At 53.1% G+C, this 17104-nt stretch carries 18 protein-coding genes and 1 riboswitch; of the genes, 13 read left to right on the top strand and 5 right to left on the bottom strand.

Going from position 1 to position 17104, the window contains the following annotated elements; translation table 11 throughout:
• Positions 1-526 precede the first annotated feature (526 nt).
• Entirely contained in the window at positions 527-1378 is an 852-nt protein-coding gene (locus AC0VZ8_RS32135) for a lipoate--protein ligase family protein (protein ID WP_475485492.1), read from the bottom strand.
• Between the two features lie 526 nt (positions 1379-1904).
• Between AC0VZ8_RS32135 and cysK the strand changes: the two genes are divergently transcribed.
• A complete protein-coding gene (gene cysK / locus AC0VZ8_RS32130; RefSeq protein ID WP_475487793.1) occupies positions 1905-2792 on the top strand; it encodes a cysteine synthase A in 888 nt (295 codons plus the stop codon).
• A 17-nt stretch (positions 2793-2809) separates the two neighbouring features.
• Here the strand turns inward: cysK and AC0VZ8_RS32125 are convergent, their stop codons facing one another.
• Positions 2810-3364 (bottom strand): P-loop NTPase family protein, encoded by a 555-nt coding sequence (locus tag AC0VZ8_RS32125; RefSeq protein ID WP_475485491.1) that lies wholly within the window; start codon positions 3362-3364, stop codon positions 2810-2812.
• A 49-nt stretch (positions 3365-3413) separates the two neighbouring features.
• Here AC0VZ8_RS32125 and AC0VZ8_RS32120 point away from each other — a divergent pair, with 49 nt between their 5' ends.
• The 5 genes from AC0VZ8_RS32120 to AC0VZ8_RS32100 all read left to right on the top strand — a co-directional run bounded on the left by AC0VZ8_RS32120 (position 3414) and on the right by AC0VZ8_RS32100 (position 6402).
• The gene (locus AC0VZ8_RS32120) at positions 3414-3551 is read left to right on the top strand and encodes a CGNR zinc finger domain-containing protein (RefSeq protein WP_260068666.1); all 138 of its coding nucleotides are present in this window, start codon (positions 3414-3416) and stop codon (positions 3549-3551) included.
• 258 nt (positions 3552-3809) lie between these two features.
• Positions 3810-4241 carry a YciI family protein gene (locus AC0VZ8_RS32115; protein ID WP_220687237.1) on the top strand — a complete coding sequence of 144 codons (432 nt, stop codon included), beginning with the start codon at positions 3810-3812 and terminating at the stop codon, positions 4239-4241.
• Complete coding sequence (locus tag AC0VZ8_RS32110; RefSeq protein WP_475485490.1) at positions 4241-5503, top strand: RNA polymerase sigma factor; 1263 nt, start codon at positions 4241-4243, stop codon at positions 5501-5503. Before AC0VZ8_RS32115 ends, AC0VZ8_RS32110 begins: the two co-directional genes overlap by 1 nt.
• A gap of 116 nt (positions 5504-5619) precedes the next feature.
• Complete coding sequence (locus AC0VZ8_RS32105; protein ID WP_071218771.1) at positions 5620-6018, top strand: VOC family protein; 399 nt, start codon at positions 5620-5622, stop codon at positions 6016-6018.
• Positions 6019-6060: 42 nt separating this feature from the next.
• The gene (locus tag AC0VZ8_RS32100; protein WP_260068660.1) at positions 6061-6402 is read left to right on the top strand and encodes a DUF1801 domain-containing protein; all 342 of its coding nucleotides are present in this window, start codon (positions 6061-6063) and stop codon (positions 6400-6402) included.
• A 91-nt stretch (positions 6403-6493) separates the two neighbouring features.
• Here AC0VZ8_RS32100 and AC0VZ8_RS32095 read toward each other — a convergent pair whose 3' ends face one another.
• Positions 6494-6625 (bottom strand): DUF4023 domain-containing protein, encoded by a 132-nt coding sequence (locus tag AC0VZ8_RS32095; protein WP_009590359.1) that lies wholly within the window; start codon positions 6623-6625, stop codon positions 6494-6496.
• Between the two features lie 136 nt (positions 6626-6761).
• On the opposite strand from AC0VZ8_RS32095, the gene AC0VZ8_RS32090 reads away from it, so the two are divergent.
• Positions 6762-7232 carry a hypothetical protein gene (locus tag AC0VZ8_RS32090; RefSeq protein ID WP_475485489.1) on the top strand — a complete coding sequence of 157 codons (471 nt, stop codon included), beginning with the start codon at positions 6762-6764 and terminating at the stop codon, positions 7230-7232.
• 133 nt (positions 7233-7365) lie between these two features.
• Here AC0VZ8_RS32090 and AC0VZ8_RS32085 read toward each other — a convergent pair whose 3' ends face one another.
• Positions 7366-7671 (bottom strand): antibiotic biosynthesis monooxygenase, encoded by a 306-nt coding sequence (locus AC0VZ8_RS32085; RefSeq protein ID WP_475485488.1) that lies wholly within the window; start codon positions 7669-7671, stop codon positions 7366-7368.
• 339 nt (positions 7672-8010) lie between these two features.
• Positions 8011-9240, bottom strand: coding sequence for a DUF418 domain-containing protein (locus tag AC0VZ8_RS32080; RefSeq protein ID WP_475485487.1), 1230 nt, complete (start codon positions 9238-9240; stop codon positions 8011-8013).
• 141 nt (positions 9241-9381) lie between these two features.
• Between AC0VZ8_RS32080 and AC0VZ8_RS32075 the strand changes: the two genes are divergently transcribed.
• The 6 genes from AC0VZ8_RS32075 to ade all read left to right on the top strand — a co-directional run bounded on the left by AC0VZ8_RS32075 (position 9382) and on the right by ade (position 16896).
• Positions 9382-10101: a response regulator transcription factor gene (locus tag AC0VZ8_RS32075; protein WP_071218776.1), complete on the top strand. Its 720-nt coding sequence runs from the start codon at positions 9382-9384 to the stop codon at positions 10099-10101.
• Entirely contained in the window at positions 10098-11870 is a 1773-nt protein-coding gene (locus AC0VZ8_RS32070) for a sensor histidine kinase (RefSeq protein ID WP_475485486.1), read from the top strand. The genes AC0VZ8_RS32075 and AC0VZ8_RS32070 overlap by 4 nt, the downstream gene beginning before the upstream one ends.
• Positions 11871-11994: 124 nt before the next feature.
• Complete coding sequence (locus tag AC0VZ8_RS32065; protein WP_071218778.1) at positions 11995-13239, top strand: MFS transporter; 1245 nt, start codon at positions 11995-11997, stop codon at positions 13237-13239.
• A gap of 159 nt (positions 13240-13398) precedes the next feature.
• Positions 13399-13989, top strand: coding sequence for a TetR/AcrR family transcriptional regulator (locus AC0VZ8_RS32060; protein WP_475487792.1), 591 nt, complete (start codon positions 13399-13401; stop codon positions 13987-13989).
• Positions 13990-14049: 60 nt separating this feature from the next.
• Positions 14050-14628 (top strand): NAD(P)H-dependent oxidoreductase, encoded by a 579-nt coding sequence (locus AC0VZ8_RS32055; protein ID WP_475485485.1) that lies wholly within the window; start codon positions 14050-14052, stop codon positions 14626-14628.
• 107 nt (positions 14629-14735) lie between these two features.
• Positions 14736-14837, top strand: a riboswitch (purine riboswitch).
• 256 nt (positions 14838-15093) lie between these two features.
• Complete coding sequence (ade, locus tag AC0VZ8_RS32050) at positions 15094-16896, top strand: adenine deaminase (protein WP_475485484.1); 1803 nt, start codon at positions 15094-15096, stop codon at positions 16894-16896.
• Positions 16897-17104: the final 208 nt, after the last annotated feature.

Raw genomic sequence — 17104 nt, 5'->3', positions numbered from 1 at the left:
GGTGAATTGATTATTGGATTGAAATTGATGGATGGATTGTGTGGATCGACCCGAACGGCTGATTCGTTACGATCAACCTGCTGTGTCGGACGGATAGAATGAATCGAAGGACGCGAATGGATTGATGGACGGATTGTATCAATAGGGCGAGGTTTGTTGACCCGCGGAATACCAGACACTGCATGAGTGTGTTAACTGTTGCGATGATTTGAGGACAGAGGTTCCGCTATTATGCCACGATTGGTGGGTTGGGGGTTAAATGAGGACACCTGATCCGTTATTACATAGAATATGGCTGATAATCGTGGTATTTATAGTAGATAGCGGATTCTGAGTCCGGAAGTACGGGGAAAGTTGCTGTTTTTTTTGAAATAACGGATCTAGTGTCCATTAGTTTGTTTATTCGTCTCTTGGATATCCGCAAGAACAGCAAGAACTGTTGCATGCTCCCGTCAGTACCGCAAAATGAAAGAATATAAAGAACCATATAGAACTGATTATCAGCCTCTATGGTTCTTTATGATGTTTAATTAAGGTTATACCGCTGCCGCATTTGCTCAGCCATATTACGAATCTCCTCCGAGCCTGGCATCGTAAACCTGGAAGCGGCCTCTGTCAGCTCCTTGCCTGACTGCCAGCTGCGGATGACCTCTTTTACCGCGGCTATAAACGCGTGCACGGCGTTCTGGCCGGTGCCGATGCTCGTAAGCTCTTCAAGACTGGCGGTGCTGTTAGCTTCTACCAGAGGATACCGCTTGGGGTCTGCTCCCGCAGCGGCAATATCATAGAAGGAACGAACCAGCCGGGCGCGCTCGCTGCCCGACCCTTCGGCGATGATAAAAGCTTGGATAATGAACGCTTTCCGTTGCCGCCGCTGGGCAATACCGCAGAATTTAAGGCCGCCTATGCTTAAATCGAACGTTCCCGGACAGAAGGCACCGGCAATTTCGCCGGTATCTACGTTCTGTCCGGTGCCGCGGAGGGCTTCCCGGATCAACTCCACCATGATTTCAAAGTCCTGATGAAAGTCAGGCGCCGGTCCCGCAGAGGAAAAGGGGAGGATGAGGGACAGGTTCACCACGCCAGCGTCCAAGGGTACGGCAGCACCGCCCGAATGGCGGACGGCAGTGTCATAGCCGAGAGAGCGAAGCATGGTTTCCCCTTGCGGCGCATAAGGGAGGCGGCTGTCGCGCACGCCCATCACAAAAGCGCGCGGATGCCGCCACAGATGACAGATGGCTGGCCCGCCATCTCCGGTCAGCCTGCATAGGAACTCGTCCAGCGCAAAATGGTACAGCACGTCCTGATGCGATAAATCATGGGTCCGGTCGAGCAGCAGAACGGGTTGATCTTCAGGTAGTGACAGCGGAATATTCACGCTTTCTTGCGCCTCCTCTAACATGCGGATCGTGCACAAGACCATGGAAGAATTTTGTCTTCCGAGGGGGAGCCCGACCGTTATTCTCTTTGGATAGCATACCATAAATTCATACGGAAGCGGCGAGCCTGGCCCGGCTTAACGCGGTCTGTCTTCTGAGAATGTACGTCGAATGGCGTTTTTGTTAAGATATCAGAAAGCATAAACTTCGAAGCTTGTAGCTTCCTGATATCGCAAGAAAAAAACTTCCTCTAAACGCGGTCTGTCATCTGGAAATGTGCGCCGAATGACGTTTTTGTTAAGATATCAGAAAGCATAAGCTTCCAAGCTTGTAACTTCCTGATATCGCAAGAAAAACTTCCTCTAACAGCGGTCTGTCATCTGAGAATGTACGCCGATCGACGTTTTTGTTATAATCCGAGTAAGCTTATTGTCTTTATAGTAATTCGGTTTGGTGGAGGATGATTTCACTTCATATATAAAGGAGAGTTTCAACATCGTGAAGATTTATAACAGTGTGGTGGATATGATCGGTCAGACGCCCATGGTGAAACTTCAGCGCCTAGTGCTTTCAGGCGCTGCCGATGTCTATGTAAAGCTTGAGAGATTCAATCCTTCCGGCAGCGTGAAGGACCGCGCGGCGTACAACCTGATTCATACCGCCGAGGAACAAGGACTCCTCCAGCCGGGCGGTACCATTATTGAGCCGACAAGCGGGAATACCGGCATTGGCCTGGCGATGATTGCGGCCGCCAAGGGTTACCGGGCTATCCTGATTATGCCGGACAATATGTCCAAGGAACGGATCAATATATTGAAGGCGTACGGCGCGGAGGTCGTGCTGACACCGAGCAGCGAACGCATGCCGGGTTCGATTGCCAAGGCGCTGGAGCTCAAGGAGCAGATTCCCGGAGGCTTCATTCCGCAGCAGTTCGAGAATGCGGCCAACCCGGATATTCATCGGGTGACTACGGCGCCGGAAATATTGGAGCAGATGGAAGGTCGGCTTGACGCCTTCGTGGCGACGGCGGGAACGGGCGGTACCGTAACCGGAACCGGGGAAGAGCTGAGGAAGTCCTTGCCGAACCTGCACATCGCGGTAGTCGAGCCGAAGGGCTCGCCCGTGCTCTCCGGCGGACAGCCTGGACCGCACAAGCTGGTGGGCACGAGCCCGGGCTTTGTACCGAAGATTCTGAATACGGGCGTATATGATGAGATCATCCAGATCGCCGACGAGGATGCTTTGCAGACGGTGCGGGACTTGGCCCGCAGGGAAGGCATTCTGGTAGGACCGTCCTCCGGCGCATCGGTATTCGCTGCTCTTCGCGTAGCGAAGCGGCTGGGGGAAGGGAATCGGGTAGTCTGCATTGCCCCGGATACGGGGGAGCGGTATTTGAGCATGGATATTTTCTAAGTGAGAAGGACCTCCGGTTAACCGGAGGTCCTTTCTTGATGTTCTATGGGCGACCTCCACTGTTCGAGCCGTTGTTTCAGCTGTTTGAGGTCTTTTACGACGACCACTTTGCCGGGATAATCTTCGAGCGTATTCTGAATCTGATATCTGCCTTCCCGTTGATAAGTGGCGCTCCATTCGAACATTTTTTTGAACATGTCCCAGGTGGGGGTGTAGTGCGCCTGTTCAAGTCGCAGTCGCTGCTTGATGAACCTTGTGATGATTCGGTAGGTTATTGTTGAATAGGACGGTTTCAGGAGTACGATAAGATCTGCACGGCGGAAGCTGGGGCTGACCCATTTGAGGTGAGCGCCTTCGATGATCCAGCATTTCTTGTTGACGATACTTAGTAACAGCGCATCCCTGTCTGCTTCACTCCTCCGAATATCGTTCGGCTCGGCTCGCTCCCACACCACATTGTCGAGCTCGTAATAAGGAATGTGGAACAGGGTGGACAGGGTCCTGGCGAGTGTCGTTTTACCGCTTCCGACGGAGCCGATAATATGGATCCGGTTCGGAATGTTAGTATCCATAAAAGATCACCGCATTCCTTAAAAATGGTAGCTAATCATTTCGGTGCCGATGTGGCGATCTCCTGTCCAACTTTTCGTAAAATTACACCGCTCGCGGCCGGGAACGGGAAAATGGTGCTCGATGAAAGCCTGCGGCAATCGGGCGAAGAATAAAACATATCGAGAGCGAGCCAAGTCCATGGGATAAACAGCCTGCCATAGGAACGGGTTTGGATCAGGATCATCGCCTTCTCATAGACCAATCAAGCGTTTTGCCTTGATTGGTCTTTTTTTCATGGAGCCGAATTTTTTTAACAGGAATACACGGCCCAGTAACGAAATGGTTGTAACCTATTATTTTTTTAAAAAATGTTGACGCCTTTGTCGATTAGGGGATTCTCTATTCGTTGGTTAAGCATAGAACGAAAATTTTAAGTTTAGTCTTGATAACCAGGAGGGAATAAGAATGAGATTTATGATGATTGTAAAGGCAACCGAGGATTCCGAGGCAGGCGTGCTGCCAAGCGCAGAGCAATTGGATGCCATGATGAGGTACAACATGGAGCTGGCCAGAGCGGGCGTGCTCCTTGCTGCCGACGGACTCCATCCAAGCTCAGGCGCCATTCGGATATCTTATCCAGAGCCGGGGGGCAAGCCGAAAATTACCGATGGCCCCTTTACGGAAGCGAAGGAACTGATCGCGGGGTATACCTTGATCGAAGTAAAGACGAGGGAAGAGGCGATCGAATGGGCTAAACGCATGCCGGATCCGCACGGCTTCGGTGGGGGGCAGATCGAGCTCCGCCAGGTCTTTGAACCGACAGAGTTGACGCAGGATCCGGAGGCGCAGGCTAAACAATACGAAATGCGTGAACACATTCAAAGGCAGAATCCATAATGTCAGCTGCAGATACCCATCGTACGATCGATGCCATCTGGAGGATCGAATCCTCCAAAATCATTGCCTACCTGACTCGAATGGTTCGTGACGTCGGGATCGCCGAGGATCTTGCTCAGGATGCGCTAATCGCTGCGCTGGAACACTGGCCGATAGACGGAATACCGGATAATCCGGGTGGATGGCTCATGACCGCTGCGAAGCGCAAAGCGCTGGATCTGCTGCGCAGGAATAAGGTGCGCGATCAGAAGTATGAGCTGCTCGGACGCGAAATGGATTCCCGGATGGATTCGGATATGGAGGTACCGGAGGCGGGGGAAGTGAACGATGATCTTCTGCGGCTGATCTTCATGACCTGCCATCCGGTTCTTTCCCCTGAGGCGCGCGTAGCTCTGACGCTGCGTTTGCTCGGCGGATTAACGACAGCGGAGATTGCTCACGCTTATCTTGTGCCTGAACCGACGATCGCGCAGCGAATCGTTCGTGCCAAACGGACGCTGTCGGCGACCCGGGTGGCATTCGAGATTCCTCAGGGAGCCGAGCTTAAACCGCGGTTGTCATCGGTTCTTGAGGTCATCTACCTCATGTTTAATGAGGGGTACGCGGCGTCTTCGGGCAACCAGTGGATTCGACCGCTGCTGTGCCAGGAAGCGCTTCGGATCGGGCGGGTGCTGGCAGAGATCGCGCCGACGGAGGCCGAGGTACATGGATTGGTTGCGTTAATGGAATTTCAATCCTCTAGGTTCAAGTCCCGGGTCAATGCGGAGGGGGAGCCTGTCCTGCTCATGGACCAGAATCGGGCCTTGTGGGATTATTTATTGATTCGGCGCGGTTTTGCCGCTCTGGAACGGATCGAGCGGTTGGGCGGAATGACGGGACCTTACGCCATACAAGCTGCCATCTCCGCTTGTCATGCCGGAGCGCCCACTGCAGCAGAGACCGACTGGATTCGCATCTCCGCGTTATATGAGGCCTTGGCCCAGGTTTCTCCTTCGCCCATCGTGGAATTGAACCGGGCCGTGGCTCTCTCCATGGCTTTCGGTCCGGAGATCGGGCTTGAGATCGTGGATGTTTTACGTGGCGAGCCGGCCTTGAAGGGATACCATCTCCTTCCGAGCGTAAGGGGAGACCTGCTCTTCAAGCTGGGGCGCCTGGATGAAGCCTGCGCGGAGTTCAAGCTGGCCGCATCGCTGACGGATAACCTGAGGGAACGTGCTTTGCTGCTTGACCGTGCGGCAGAATGCCTGTCAGCGAAGTCCTAAGACAAACTGAAGAAAATTTTTAGAGAAACTTTTTAAAAAATATGAAGATGTGTCGATTACATAAAATCTCGTTCGTCATTTAGATATAAAACAAAAAAACCGAGAGGAAGATGAACATGCAAGCACAAATGGTACCTTTTATTATTTCGGAGGATGCAAGAGGTCAGGCGAATTTTTACATGCAAGCGCTGGGTGGAGAGATCGATTTGTTGACTACCTTCAAGGACATGCCGGGCATACCGGAAGCCCATCAGGATAAGGTTATGCACATGTCGTTAACGCTGGCTGGCGGCAACAAGCTGATCCTCACCGATGCGTTTCAGGAAACCGGCAAGAGCACGAGCATGGGGATGGCCATCACGTTTGATCACGAGGAAGATGCGCGTGCCGCTTATGGCCATCTTAGCGCTGGGGGGACCGAGAAATATCCGTTTGCCCTGCAGCCTTGGGGAGCCTACTACGGTGAAGTGGTAGACCGGTACGGCATGACCTGGCAGATGGTTCATCAGGGTTGAGTTGGAAAAATACCATACTACGATTAAGAGGGAGCCAATAAGATGAATCAAGAAGTTACGGATTACATTGCAGCCATTAGTGATACCTGGAAGGTGGAGGTCGGCGAGCGGCTTCGGGAGCTTGTGCACGGCACGATCCCGGACGTTTCGGAACGGCTTCAATACAAAAAGCCCCATTTTCTGAAAAACGGAAAATATGCAGCTGTGATCAGCGTCGCGAAGAGCGCCGTGAGCTTTACGATTTTCAATGCGGATGGCCTGGATTGGCCTGAAGCGTTGTTTGAAGGACCGCCTGAACGAAAAACCATCAAAATTACGTCCGGACAGCAGGTCGATTATGATGCGCTCGGATCCTTGCTGAAGCAGGCATCCGACGGTCTGTAAATCATATGTAATAGGAAGCGCGGATAACCGGTGTTTGAACCGTTCCTGATATAATAGCCGCGATCCTGTGAGGATCGCGGTAAACGTCATTTTACTTCTTGGTGCCGTGCTGCTTGGTCGGCAGCTTGTCGCTTGGTGTTCCTTTGCCGTGATTTTCCTTGTTGCGACGGGCCTTCTCCGCATTCTCGTTCATTTTTTCCACAAAATCGTGCGTGCTTTCCATATGACGTAAGCTCCTTTTGCTCAGAATGTATGGCTTTGCCTGATCGTGCTTAATATAACCATTTCGCCCTGATCATATTTGGTGACTTTGGAATGGAGACACAGATGGTGAGATTTTCGTTTGGAGGGATGAAGGAATGTCCAGTAAGCTCGCGTTCATCTTGATGATTGGAATTATCGTTGTTCTGGGTCTGGTCGGCTGCAGCGGATTTGACGAGGATGCGGGGTCTGCAGACGAGAGACTGTACTCCGTCAAGAAGCTGATGAAGCTGGATGCAGCGAAGGTGAAGGCCATTCATGTGATCTATGGGGATGGGACACGGATGGTGCTGGATCAGAAGCAGGACATAGAACCGGTCATGGAGCGAGTGGACAGTCTTCAAGCCAAGCGGATCACAGATAACGAGTCACCGGGATTTCTGTTCTTTATGGACGTTGTGCAGGGCGAGCAGGAGGTTCGCGTAGCGAACGAGTTTGAGGTGGATGGACAATCGTATGTGCTGGCGGGTCCCGCGTTGAACGATCTGAACACGTATATGGTCGAGCTGGGTCGATCCCACAACCCTGAATTGCTGCCGGGATACACGATAAACGATCAGGAGCCTTGAGGTATGTCTCTTACGGTTTCACAGGGATCGTGAACGAATGAATGGAGAAGGCAATTGTCTTATCACTGCAAAAAAATACCCTGCCACAGGCAATCGCCCGGGCGGGGTATTTATGGTGAAAACCCGTTCCATATTACTTCTTATGACTGATCAACAGCTCATATTTATTCAAGGAAGCGCCCAAAATATTCTCATTCCGGCCCTGACCGTGGGATTGCCTGAACGATTCACTGGAAGTCCAGCGTTTGAACGCCTCCTCGTTTTCCCATACCGTAGAGACCTTCAGTTCCTCTGCCTCTGCGCCTTCTTTGGCTTCGTGCCATACTTCCATCCGCACGAATCCCTCAATCTCCTGGACACCCTTCGCTTCAGCGAATCGCTGCGCAATTTCTTGTCCGAAGCCCGGTTTAACCTTAATCGAGTTTGTAACAACCAGCATGCAAGATTCCTCCTTCGATAACGACCGGATAAATTCCAAAAATGTCTAACCCCTTGCCTGTATGTCCATTATACCTGAACGGAAGGGCCGATTTCATCTTGGGAGCTAGGGAGCCTCAAAAGCCACAAGCGCCACAAAAGCCACAAAAGCCACAAAAGCCACAAAAGCCACAAAAGCCACAAAAGCCTCGTAGCCAGGGCTCCCCGGCAAGCCAAAGTTGCGGCATGCTTAAGTCACAAGCGCCACAAAAGCCACAAAAGCCACAAAAGCCACAAAAGCCACAAAAGCCACAAAAGCCTCGTAGCCAGGGCTCCCCGGCAAGCCAAAGTTGCGGCATGCTTAAGTCACCGGAGGACCTTCTGCCGGAAACTCTGCCGCAGGTACGGCGGCAGCCGGCGTCATGACTTTGGGTTTCGCCCTGCCGCTCCATGACCAATAGGTGCCGATGCGCAGCAGCCGTTCAACGGGTCCGCTGCGGAACCGTTTCAACCAGAGCAGGCTGCCCGTTGCCAGTACAGCATAGATCAGGACGGCCAGCAGCGCTCCTTGCAGCACGCCGAGCTTGCCGAACATACCCAGTCCGAATCCGTAGAATATCAGTACGCACACAACGCTTTGCGTCAGATAGTTGGTTAGCGACGTCCGCCCAACCGCTTCAAACGCCCGGATGATGACCGATTGTTTAGACGAGAAGGCATATAGGGAAGCGAACAGATGTATATAACCCAGCGCGAGCAGAGGTCCGCCAAGCATCGTAAGTACGCCGCTCCAGCCGTGGGTGGATCCGAGCATAACTCCTGCGGTCTTTAGTCCAAGCCCGACCGGTATGAGCAGAGACCATCTTAGATACAGCTTGATCTCCATGGAGGGATGGAGGAAGCGCCCGCGTTTGGCGGCGACCATACCAAACAGGAACATTGGCGCGCTCATCAGCGGAGCAATCAGAATGACCAGCAGCATCAACCAATCCGGAAGGTCGATGGGCATTTCCTCAGTTGAACGAAAGTTCAGAATCTCGCTGTACGTGCCATTGCCGTACACCTCAATAGACTGCTTCACATAATTCTCCATACGCTCGGCTTCACCTGCCGTAGGCTCCATAGAGCCATATCCGAGGAGGGACATCAGCGCGAGTAAGAGGATCCCCCAGATCAGGATTGTTTTGGCCTTCCGTTTCACAAACAGCACCAGGAAGAGTCCGATCGCTCCGTAAAACAGAAGAATATCGCCTTCCCAGATGAATGTCGAATGGAGCAAACCGAGAACGATCAGCAGCACGGACCTGCGGAAAAAGCTGCGTCCGTATTTGAGCCCTTTGCCGATCAGGCTTTCCCGCATCTTGATCATGCTGTAACCGAACAGGAACGTGAAGATCGGCATGAAGCTGCCCTCTACGAATACTTTCAGCATGTCATGGCTAATCAGATCCAGCGTGGATGGCTGGAAGAAATGCAGCTCGTCTTTGCCGAACATGCCGTATTGAAAAATAAGCATATTGGCCATCAGGATACCGAGCAAGCTCAAGCCGCGAATCGCATCCACGGCCGTGGAACGTTTATTTGAATTCATGTCAATCACCTCTGACACCAAGTATAAAGCTCGAAACGAAATAACTCGGAAACGGCAACCTAACTTTTTCTTAACTCTTCCCGCATTTGTTTAACTCCTGTTAAGGTTGTTGTGCTAGCATAAATGTCGGGTGAGGATAAAATGGATCAAACACGAATTTTAATTGTAGATGACGAACCTTCCATTGTGAAAATGCTGCAGATGGTGCTGCGCAAGGAAGGCTTTAACCGCATATACACGGCTTCCAGCTGTAAGGAGGCGCTCAGTGAAATCGCGGCACACGGAGCGGATATCGTGCTGCTGGATGTCATGCTGCCGGACGGCACAGGATTTGATCTCTGTCCGCAGATCCGTTCCTACGGCAGTCCGCACATCCTGTTTCTGACGGCCAAAGCGTCGGATCTGGATGTGCTGACCGGTTTTGCGATGGGCGGGGACGATTATGTCACCAAGCCCTTTAATCCGTTGGAGATTGCCGCAAGGATCAAGGCGCGTCTGCGCCGTGGCGGCATCGGGGCGAACGTGTCGGCTGAGCAGCCGGTAATACAGCGTGCATGGGACTTCGGCCGGTTTAAGGTCGATGAATCCGCAGGCGAGCTTACGGTGCTGGGAGAGCCTGTGCCTTGTCCCGCGCAGGTCTTTCAGCTGCTGCTTTATTTTTGCAAGCATCCGGGGGTCGTATTCTCCAAGTCGCAGCTGTACGAAGCCGTGTGGGGCATCGACGGCATGGGCGAGGACAACACCGTCATGGTACATATCCGCCGCATCCGTGAACGCATCGAGGAGGATCCGAGCAACCCGCAATATTTGCTGACGGTCCGGGGGCTCGGCTACAAGCTGGTTAAGGAGAAAGCCCGATGAGACTGCGCAGAAGGCTGGCCTTTCATTTTACGTACCAATTGATTGCGTTCTCGGCGTTTATGTTTTGCTTCCTGATCGTGCTCTTATTCTTCCTGATCAAACATATCAGCGAGGATGAGATCAAACGGAACTTTCCGACAGGTGTCCTGAACAGCATCGTGACCGAGACGGTGACGGAGAATGGGGAGGTCCTGCTGCAGGAACAGTGGAAGCTCCTGCTTCAAGAGAAGGATATGTGGCTGCAAGTGGTGGATATGGACGGAAACGTGATTCTTTCCACCAATACGACTACGGATGTTCCATCGGAGTACTCGGTAAGCACCTTGCTTGAGATCAAGGAGGAGCGCCGTCTCGGCGAGTACACAATGGATTGGCAGATGGATCTGACCTATGAAGAACCGCTGCTGTATCTGATCGGACGTATCGATGAGGGTTCGGACCATCTTCGGGAATGGTATGCCCATTATCAGAACGGCGGCAGGGTGAGGCCGGAGGATGAAGCGGAGCTCGAACGGGAATTAGCCGGTCTAGGCGGTTATTTGCATGTCATTGACCGGGAGGGCCGCGTTGTCCAAGCGATTGGAACCGATTCAGACAATAAGGTAAGCTACCACCCGCTGGAGATCATTACGATGCAGGAGCAGCCGGGCACGTATTCCACGCATATCGCGGTTTATCGCGATGCGGACAGCGGCAACACCTGGGTATATCATACGCCGCAGGACGGGGCGCTGGAGAAAAGACCGATGATGAACGAGCTGATCCGTGTGGCGTTATGGACGATGGTCTGCGTGCTTGTGCTGTCACTAGGGGTCGCCATATGGCATGGATATCGGTACAGCCGGCCGCTGCTGCTGTTTACCGGGTGGTTTGAGCGGATGGGGAGCGGAGCCTACGAGGAAGTGCTGACGCCGAAGGACCGGAAGCGGGTATTCCGTAAGAACGGAAAGCTGCGCACGCGCTTCAAGCTGTACAAGGAAGTGATTCATTCGTTTTACAAGATGGCGGAGCAGCTTGCCGAGACCGAGAGGGAACGGGAGCGGCTCGATCGTAACCGGGAAGAATGGATGTCCGGGATATCGCATGATTTGCGTACTCCGTTGTCCTCCATCCAGGGTTACGGCTATATGCTTGAGAATGCACCGCAGGATTGGAGTCAGGAGGAACTGCGGGAGATGGGAACGGTGATTCGGGAAAAAGGGGACTACATGCTGGAGCTGATCAATGATTTCTCGCTCGTCTTCCGTCTGAGAAGCGAGATCCGTCCCCAGGAGTTGACCCGGCTTGACCTGAATGAGCTGGTGCGCCGCTGCGTGCTCAAATACGTCAATGATGCCACGCTGGATGCGAATTTCAACTATATCGGCGGCGAAGAGGCGCTGCTCGTCGACGGCAATGCCAAGTGGCTGCAGCGGTTGATGGATAACCTGATCACGAATGCCGTGAAGCATAATCCGGATGGGGTAAACGTTGAGGTCCGGGTGGAGAGACGTCCCGGAGGTGCGGCGATCGTGGTTGCGGATCAAGGCGTGGGGATGGACGAAGAGACCCGCTGCAATCTGTTCGAGCGTTACTACCGGGGAACGAATACTGAAGAGAGCATGGACGGCTCGGGACTCGGGATGAGTATCGCCAAGGCGATTGTCGAAGCACATCGGGGCCGGGTAAAGGTGTGGTCTGAAGTGGGCCGAGGAACCACCATCACCGTGCTATTGCCTGAGGCTGGCTTACAAGAAGGTGAGGGGGCTGCTGAGCGCGGCAAGGAGTAACCTTGCTGATTGGATCGGCATTTCCCGAGTCGCCTCAAAAATCCTTCAACATTGCTATCCTGCTGCAGGCCCGGTTGCGCTATAATGGCTAAGCAACGACTACACTTCAGGTCCGGAGGATATTATGGGTTCTACTTCGTTTCGGCAATTGACTGGCAATGCGCGGGGCTGTCTCGTTTACGAGCCGCTGTTTCTTATCCCTTACAGCATGTTCACGACGTACACCTCGATCTACATGTACCAACTTGGGGTAACCGAGACGGGAATCGGCTGGATTACCTCCATCGGTTTGCTTGTGCAGGTGCTTTCTTCGTTTCTCAGCGGGTATTTAACGGACCGTTTAGGCAGAAAAAAAGCGCTGCTGTACTTCGACGTACTAAGCTGGACCGTGGCTACGCTGCTCTGGGCGGTCTCGCAGAACTTCTGGTTTTTTGTGATCGCGGCTGTTATCAACGGTTTTCAGAAGGTGCCGCATACCGCCTTTTACTGTCTGCTGGTGGAGGACACCGCACCGAAGGAGCGGACCTATGTCTTTACGCTGCTGCAGCTGATTAGCGTTGTCGGCGGCTTGTTTGCACCGATCGGCGGGCTGCTGGTGTATCATTTCACGCTTGTGCCCGGGGTGCGCATCATGTTCGTGCTGGCCTGTATCCTGATGACGATCCAGTTCATCGGGCGCCACTATGCGACAAGGGAGACGGATATCGGTTACCGCAAGATGAAAGAAACGAAGGCAATGAGCCTGCGGGAAGGGATGTCCGACTATGCTTCGGTGATGAAGAGCATGCTCGGAAACCCGCTGCTGCTGATGATCTTCGGCGTGTATATATTATTTAATTTTCAGATGACGGTGAAGACGACCTATGTCTCCATTTTCATGGTGGAATATTTGCATTTGGGCAGCGGTCTGATCTCGGTCTTCCCGGCATTCTCCTCCGTTATTATGCTCATATTCATGCGGTGGATCATGCCCCGGATCGGGGAGCAGCATGTGCACCGGACGATGGTATGGGGGTTCGTTATATCGGTATTGTCCAATGTCATACTGGTGTTTGCGCCGCAAGGGGATCTGCTGGTGCTGAGCTTGAGCACCGTCATTGCCGCAATCGGCACCATGATGACGTACCCATACTTGGAGACTGCGGTGGCCAACGCCATAGACGATGAGAACCGCGCCAAAATATTCGCGCTGCTCCAGGTGCTCATCCTTATTGTCATTTCGCCATCCGGCATCATTGGCGGCTGGGCGTATGGCATTGATCCGAGAATTCCCTTCTTGCTAGTTGCCGGGGCATTTGTGATCAGCATCCCGCTTATGCTGCTGTACGGCAAAAAGGTAAAGGCGGCGCCTGTCGAAGCCGGAGCTTAACATAGGCATGAGATTGAGCTCATGGTTAAAAAAGGTTGGGTGTGCATTTTAAGCGGCGAAAAGCGAAGAAATATGAATGGAGAGGCACTCCGGGCAAGGGGGAGCCTCTTTATTGCGTTGGTTATTGCAATTTGGTTAGTGTTCACTTATGATATGATCATGAAAAAGAAACCGCATTTCGATAGCAAGAAGAAGGATATTTTGCAGGCTGCCATGAAGCTCTTCGCCGAGAAGGGCGTGGACGGCGTATCGGTGAAGGAGATCGGCGCGGCGGCGGGTGTAACGGATGCGGCGATCTATAAGCATTTTACGAATAAGGATGCCGTGGCAGCGGAGGCGTTCGAGGAATACTGCAGCAGCTATACGCGTCTGGTGGATGATTATGCTTCCCGGTCCGGCTTGTTTGCAGAGAGGCTGTCGGCGCTCGTCAACCGGGTGCTGGCTTCGTATGACGAGGATAAATACGGCTTGCTGCTCTTGTCCCAGCATCACGAGCTGTTTACGGAGGTGCTCAAGAGCAGAGGACGCCAGCCGCTGGACGCTTTGCATGATCTGCTTGAGCAAGCGGTGTTGCAGGGGGATATTCCGCCGCAGAACACGCGATTAACCGCTGTGTTGATCATCGGTGCATTCAGCCAGCTGGCGATCGCAACGATGCAAGGGGAGCTGGAGGAACCTTTGTCGCCGCTGGCACCTGAAGTGACGGCGCATTTATTGGCATTAACAGGTTTGGGAAAAGGTCCGGCGTGACCTTTTCTTTTTACCATCAAGTTAGTGTTTGTTAACTAAATTATGAGGGGGAAGAAACATATGAAAAAGGTTTTAATTATTCAAGGCAATCCCATTGCGAACAGCTATGGCAGCCAGCTGGCAGAGGTCTATACGAGGGGGGCGGCCGAATCCGGGGCGGAGGTGCGGGAGCTGGTGCTTTCGGAGCTGGAGTTTGACCTGAATCTCTCCGGTGGCTATAAGGGTAAACAACCGCTGGAGCCGGATTTGCAAAAAGCGCAGGAACTGATCTCTTGGGCGGATCACCTGGTGTTTGTGTACCCGAATTGGTGGGGAGGCATGCCGGCGCTGCTCAAAGGGTTCATCGACCGGGTGTTTCTGCCGGGCTTTGCCTTTAAGTACCGCAAGAACTCGCCCTTGCCCGAGCAGCTGCTCAAAGGGAAAACGGCCCGTCTCATCGTCACGATGGATTCGCCGTACGTCTACTACCGTTTCTATCTCGGCCAGCCGGGGCATCAAATGATGAAACATTCCATTCTGAAGTTTTGCGGCGTAGGCAGCGTGCGTGCCACGAACATTACGCAGCTTCGCAAAATGCCTGAAGTGGCAAGAAAGCAATGGCTTGAGCGTGTACTCAGAATGGGACGGAAATTAGCCTAAAGCTGGCAGGGTGTGTGATGTACAGTTCCTTCCAATGGCTTGACTTCTCGGGCAGGAGGATTATAATTCATACAACAAATGAAACGACCAAAGAATTGAATGGGTCATGTTTCAAAATCAAATCTTGATGTATATGCCGGGGAATAGGGCCCAGGCGTTTCTACCAGGTTACCGTAAATGACTTGACTACATGAAGGTTGAGAATCCCACCACCCAGCTAAAGCTCCGCAATGATGGAAGCCGTGCTGGAAAATCATCTGAATTGGAATCCGGCAGGTTTTAACAGATGAGGTGATGTGCAGACTAGATAGCATACCATTGCTGATGCACGGGACTTCTCTTCCTCTATGGATATAAGTACAGGCACCCCGGGCAGATACGCTGCCCGGGGTGTTTGGCGTGTTATACAGCGGATCGATTTTGTATTCTTACCGTTCATTTAAAAAAGGGGAGCGTGCAATCATCATGAGTTCAATCCAGAGACAGAAACGATACGAGGTCAGCCGGCAGTTGGGGAAGGTTGCCTTAGGACAGGAGCCCGCCGACCTGGTCATCAAGAGCGGCACGCTGGTAAATGTGTTTACAGGCGAGCTTCAGGAGCGAGTGGACGTGGCCATGGCCTCCGGACGCATTGCTTATATCGGCAACGCGGATCACACGATCGGGGAGGGGACTCGGGTTATTGAAGCGAATGGCCGATATATCTCGCCGGGCCTGCTTGACGGTCATATGCATGTGGAGAGCACAATGCTCACCGTGACCGAGTTTGCCAAGGCGGCTATCGTTAGCGGAACGACCGGGGTTTATATGGATCCCCATGAGATTGCCAACGTATTCGGCATGGAGGGCGTGCGCTGGATGCATGAGGAAGGGCAGCAGCTGCCGATGAAGGTGTTCACCACCGTTCCTTCGTGTGTGCCGTCAACCTTCGATCTGGAGGATGCCGGGGCGCAGCTGGGCGTAGCCGACATTGAGGAAGGACTGACATGGCCCGGTGTTGCCGGGCTTGGCGAAGTGATGAATTTCCCGGGCGTCGTGTATGGCGATCCGACCATGAGCGGGGAGATCGAAGCCACGCTGCGTGCAGGCAAGACGGTGACGGGGCATTTTCCGGCAGAGGATGACCGGATGCTGCAGGCATATATGGCAACAGGCGTAAGCTCCGACCATGAGACGGTAACCCGGGAGCAGGCTTTGGAGAAGGTTCGCCTCGGTATGCATCTGATGATCCGCGAGGGTTCGGCATGGCAGGATGTGAAGGAAGTGGTTAAGGTCATAACGGAAGATAAGGTGCGTACAGACAATATTTCTCTGGTTACGGATGATGTGTATCCGCAGACGCTGCTGAGACTCGGACATATGAACCATGTGGTCCGCCGCGCCATGGAAGAGGGCGTGGACCCGGTTACGGCGATCCAGCTGGGAACGATCAACGTCGCTCGTTATTTCGGGATGGACATGGAGCTTGGCAGCATTTCACCTGGCAAAACGGCGGATATTTTGCTGATTGATGATCTGTTGAGCATGGTGCCTTCGGTCGTGATCACGGATGGCGAAGTGGTTGCAGAGAACGGCCGACTCGTGAAGGCGTTCCCGGTATATCAATACCCGGAAAAAGCCTTTAACTCGGTCCAGCTGCAGCGTCCGCTTACTGCGGACGACTTTCTGCTGCGCAGCAAATTCAATGCAACGCGCACGGAAGTGAATGTGGTGCGCGTCATCGAGAACAGCGCCCGTACCGCCAAAATGACCGCGGTGCTCTCCGTGGAGCAGGGCGTCATCCAGCCGGACCTGAATCAAGACGTGGTTCAGCTGGCATGCATCGAGCGCCACAGCGCAACCGGGCAAATCTCGCTCGGTTTTGCGAGCGGCTTCGGACTCAAGTCCGGCGCGGTTGCGTCCACGGTAGCGCACGACAGTCACAATCTGCTGGTGATGGGCACGAATGCCGAGGATATGGCACTCGCCGCAAATGAGCTGGCAGCGTGCGGAGGCGGCATGATCGTGGTAAGGGACGGCAGGGTGCTGGCGAAGGTGGCGATGCCGATTGCCGGTTTGCTGGCGGACCGTCCGGTTGAGATCGTAGCGGAGGAAGTCGCAGCACTGGAGGAGGCTTGGAAGGAGCTCGGATGCTTCATTCATGCCCCGTTCATGACCTTCTCGCTCATTGCGCTGCCGGTGATTCCGGAAATTCGCATTACCAATCGCGGGATCGCGGACGTAACGGAATTCAAGCTCATCGAGACCGAGATTGGCGCGGTTCAATAAGGGTGCAGATATATCGAAGCAGGTTGGCCTGATGGCGAACCTGCTTTTTTGTAGTGTAAATACAGGGTTTTAAAATGCGAGCAGAGACAGCGAACCGTTCCATATTCCTCGATGAGCACAAAATCGCAGTTCACTTAGTGATTTTCGTCACAAATTTATAACTTTTTGCCCCGGTTTCTATCCTGATATTGTGATGTTTATCACAATC

The organism is Paenibacillus sp. QJM3NY_38, assembly GCF_056173265.1.
Note: the sequence above shows the minus strand (reverse complement) of the source record. Positions and strands in the feature narration are given on the sequence as shown.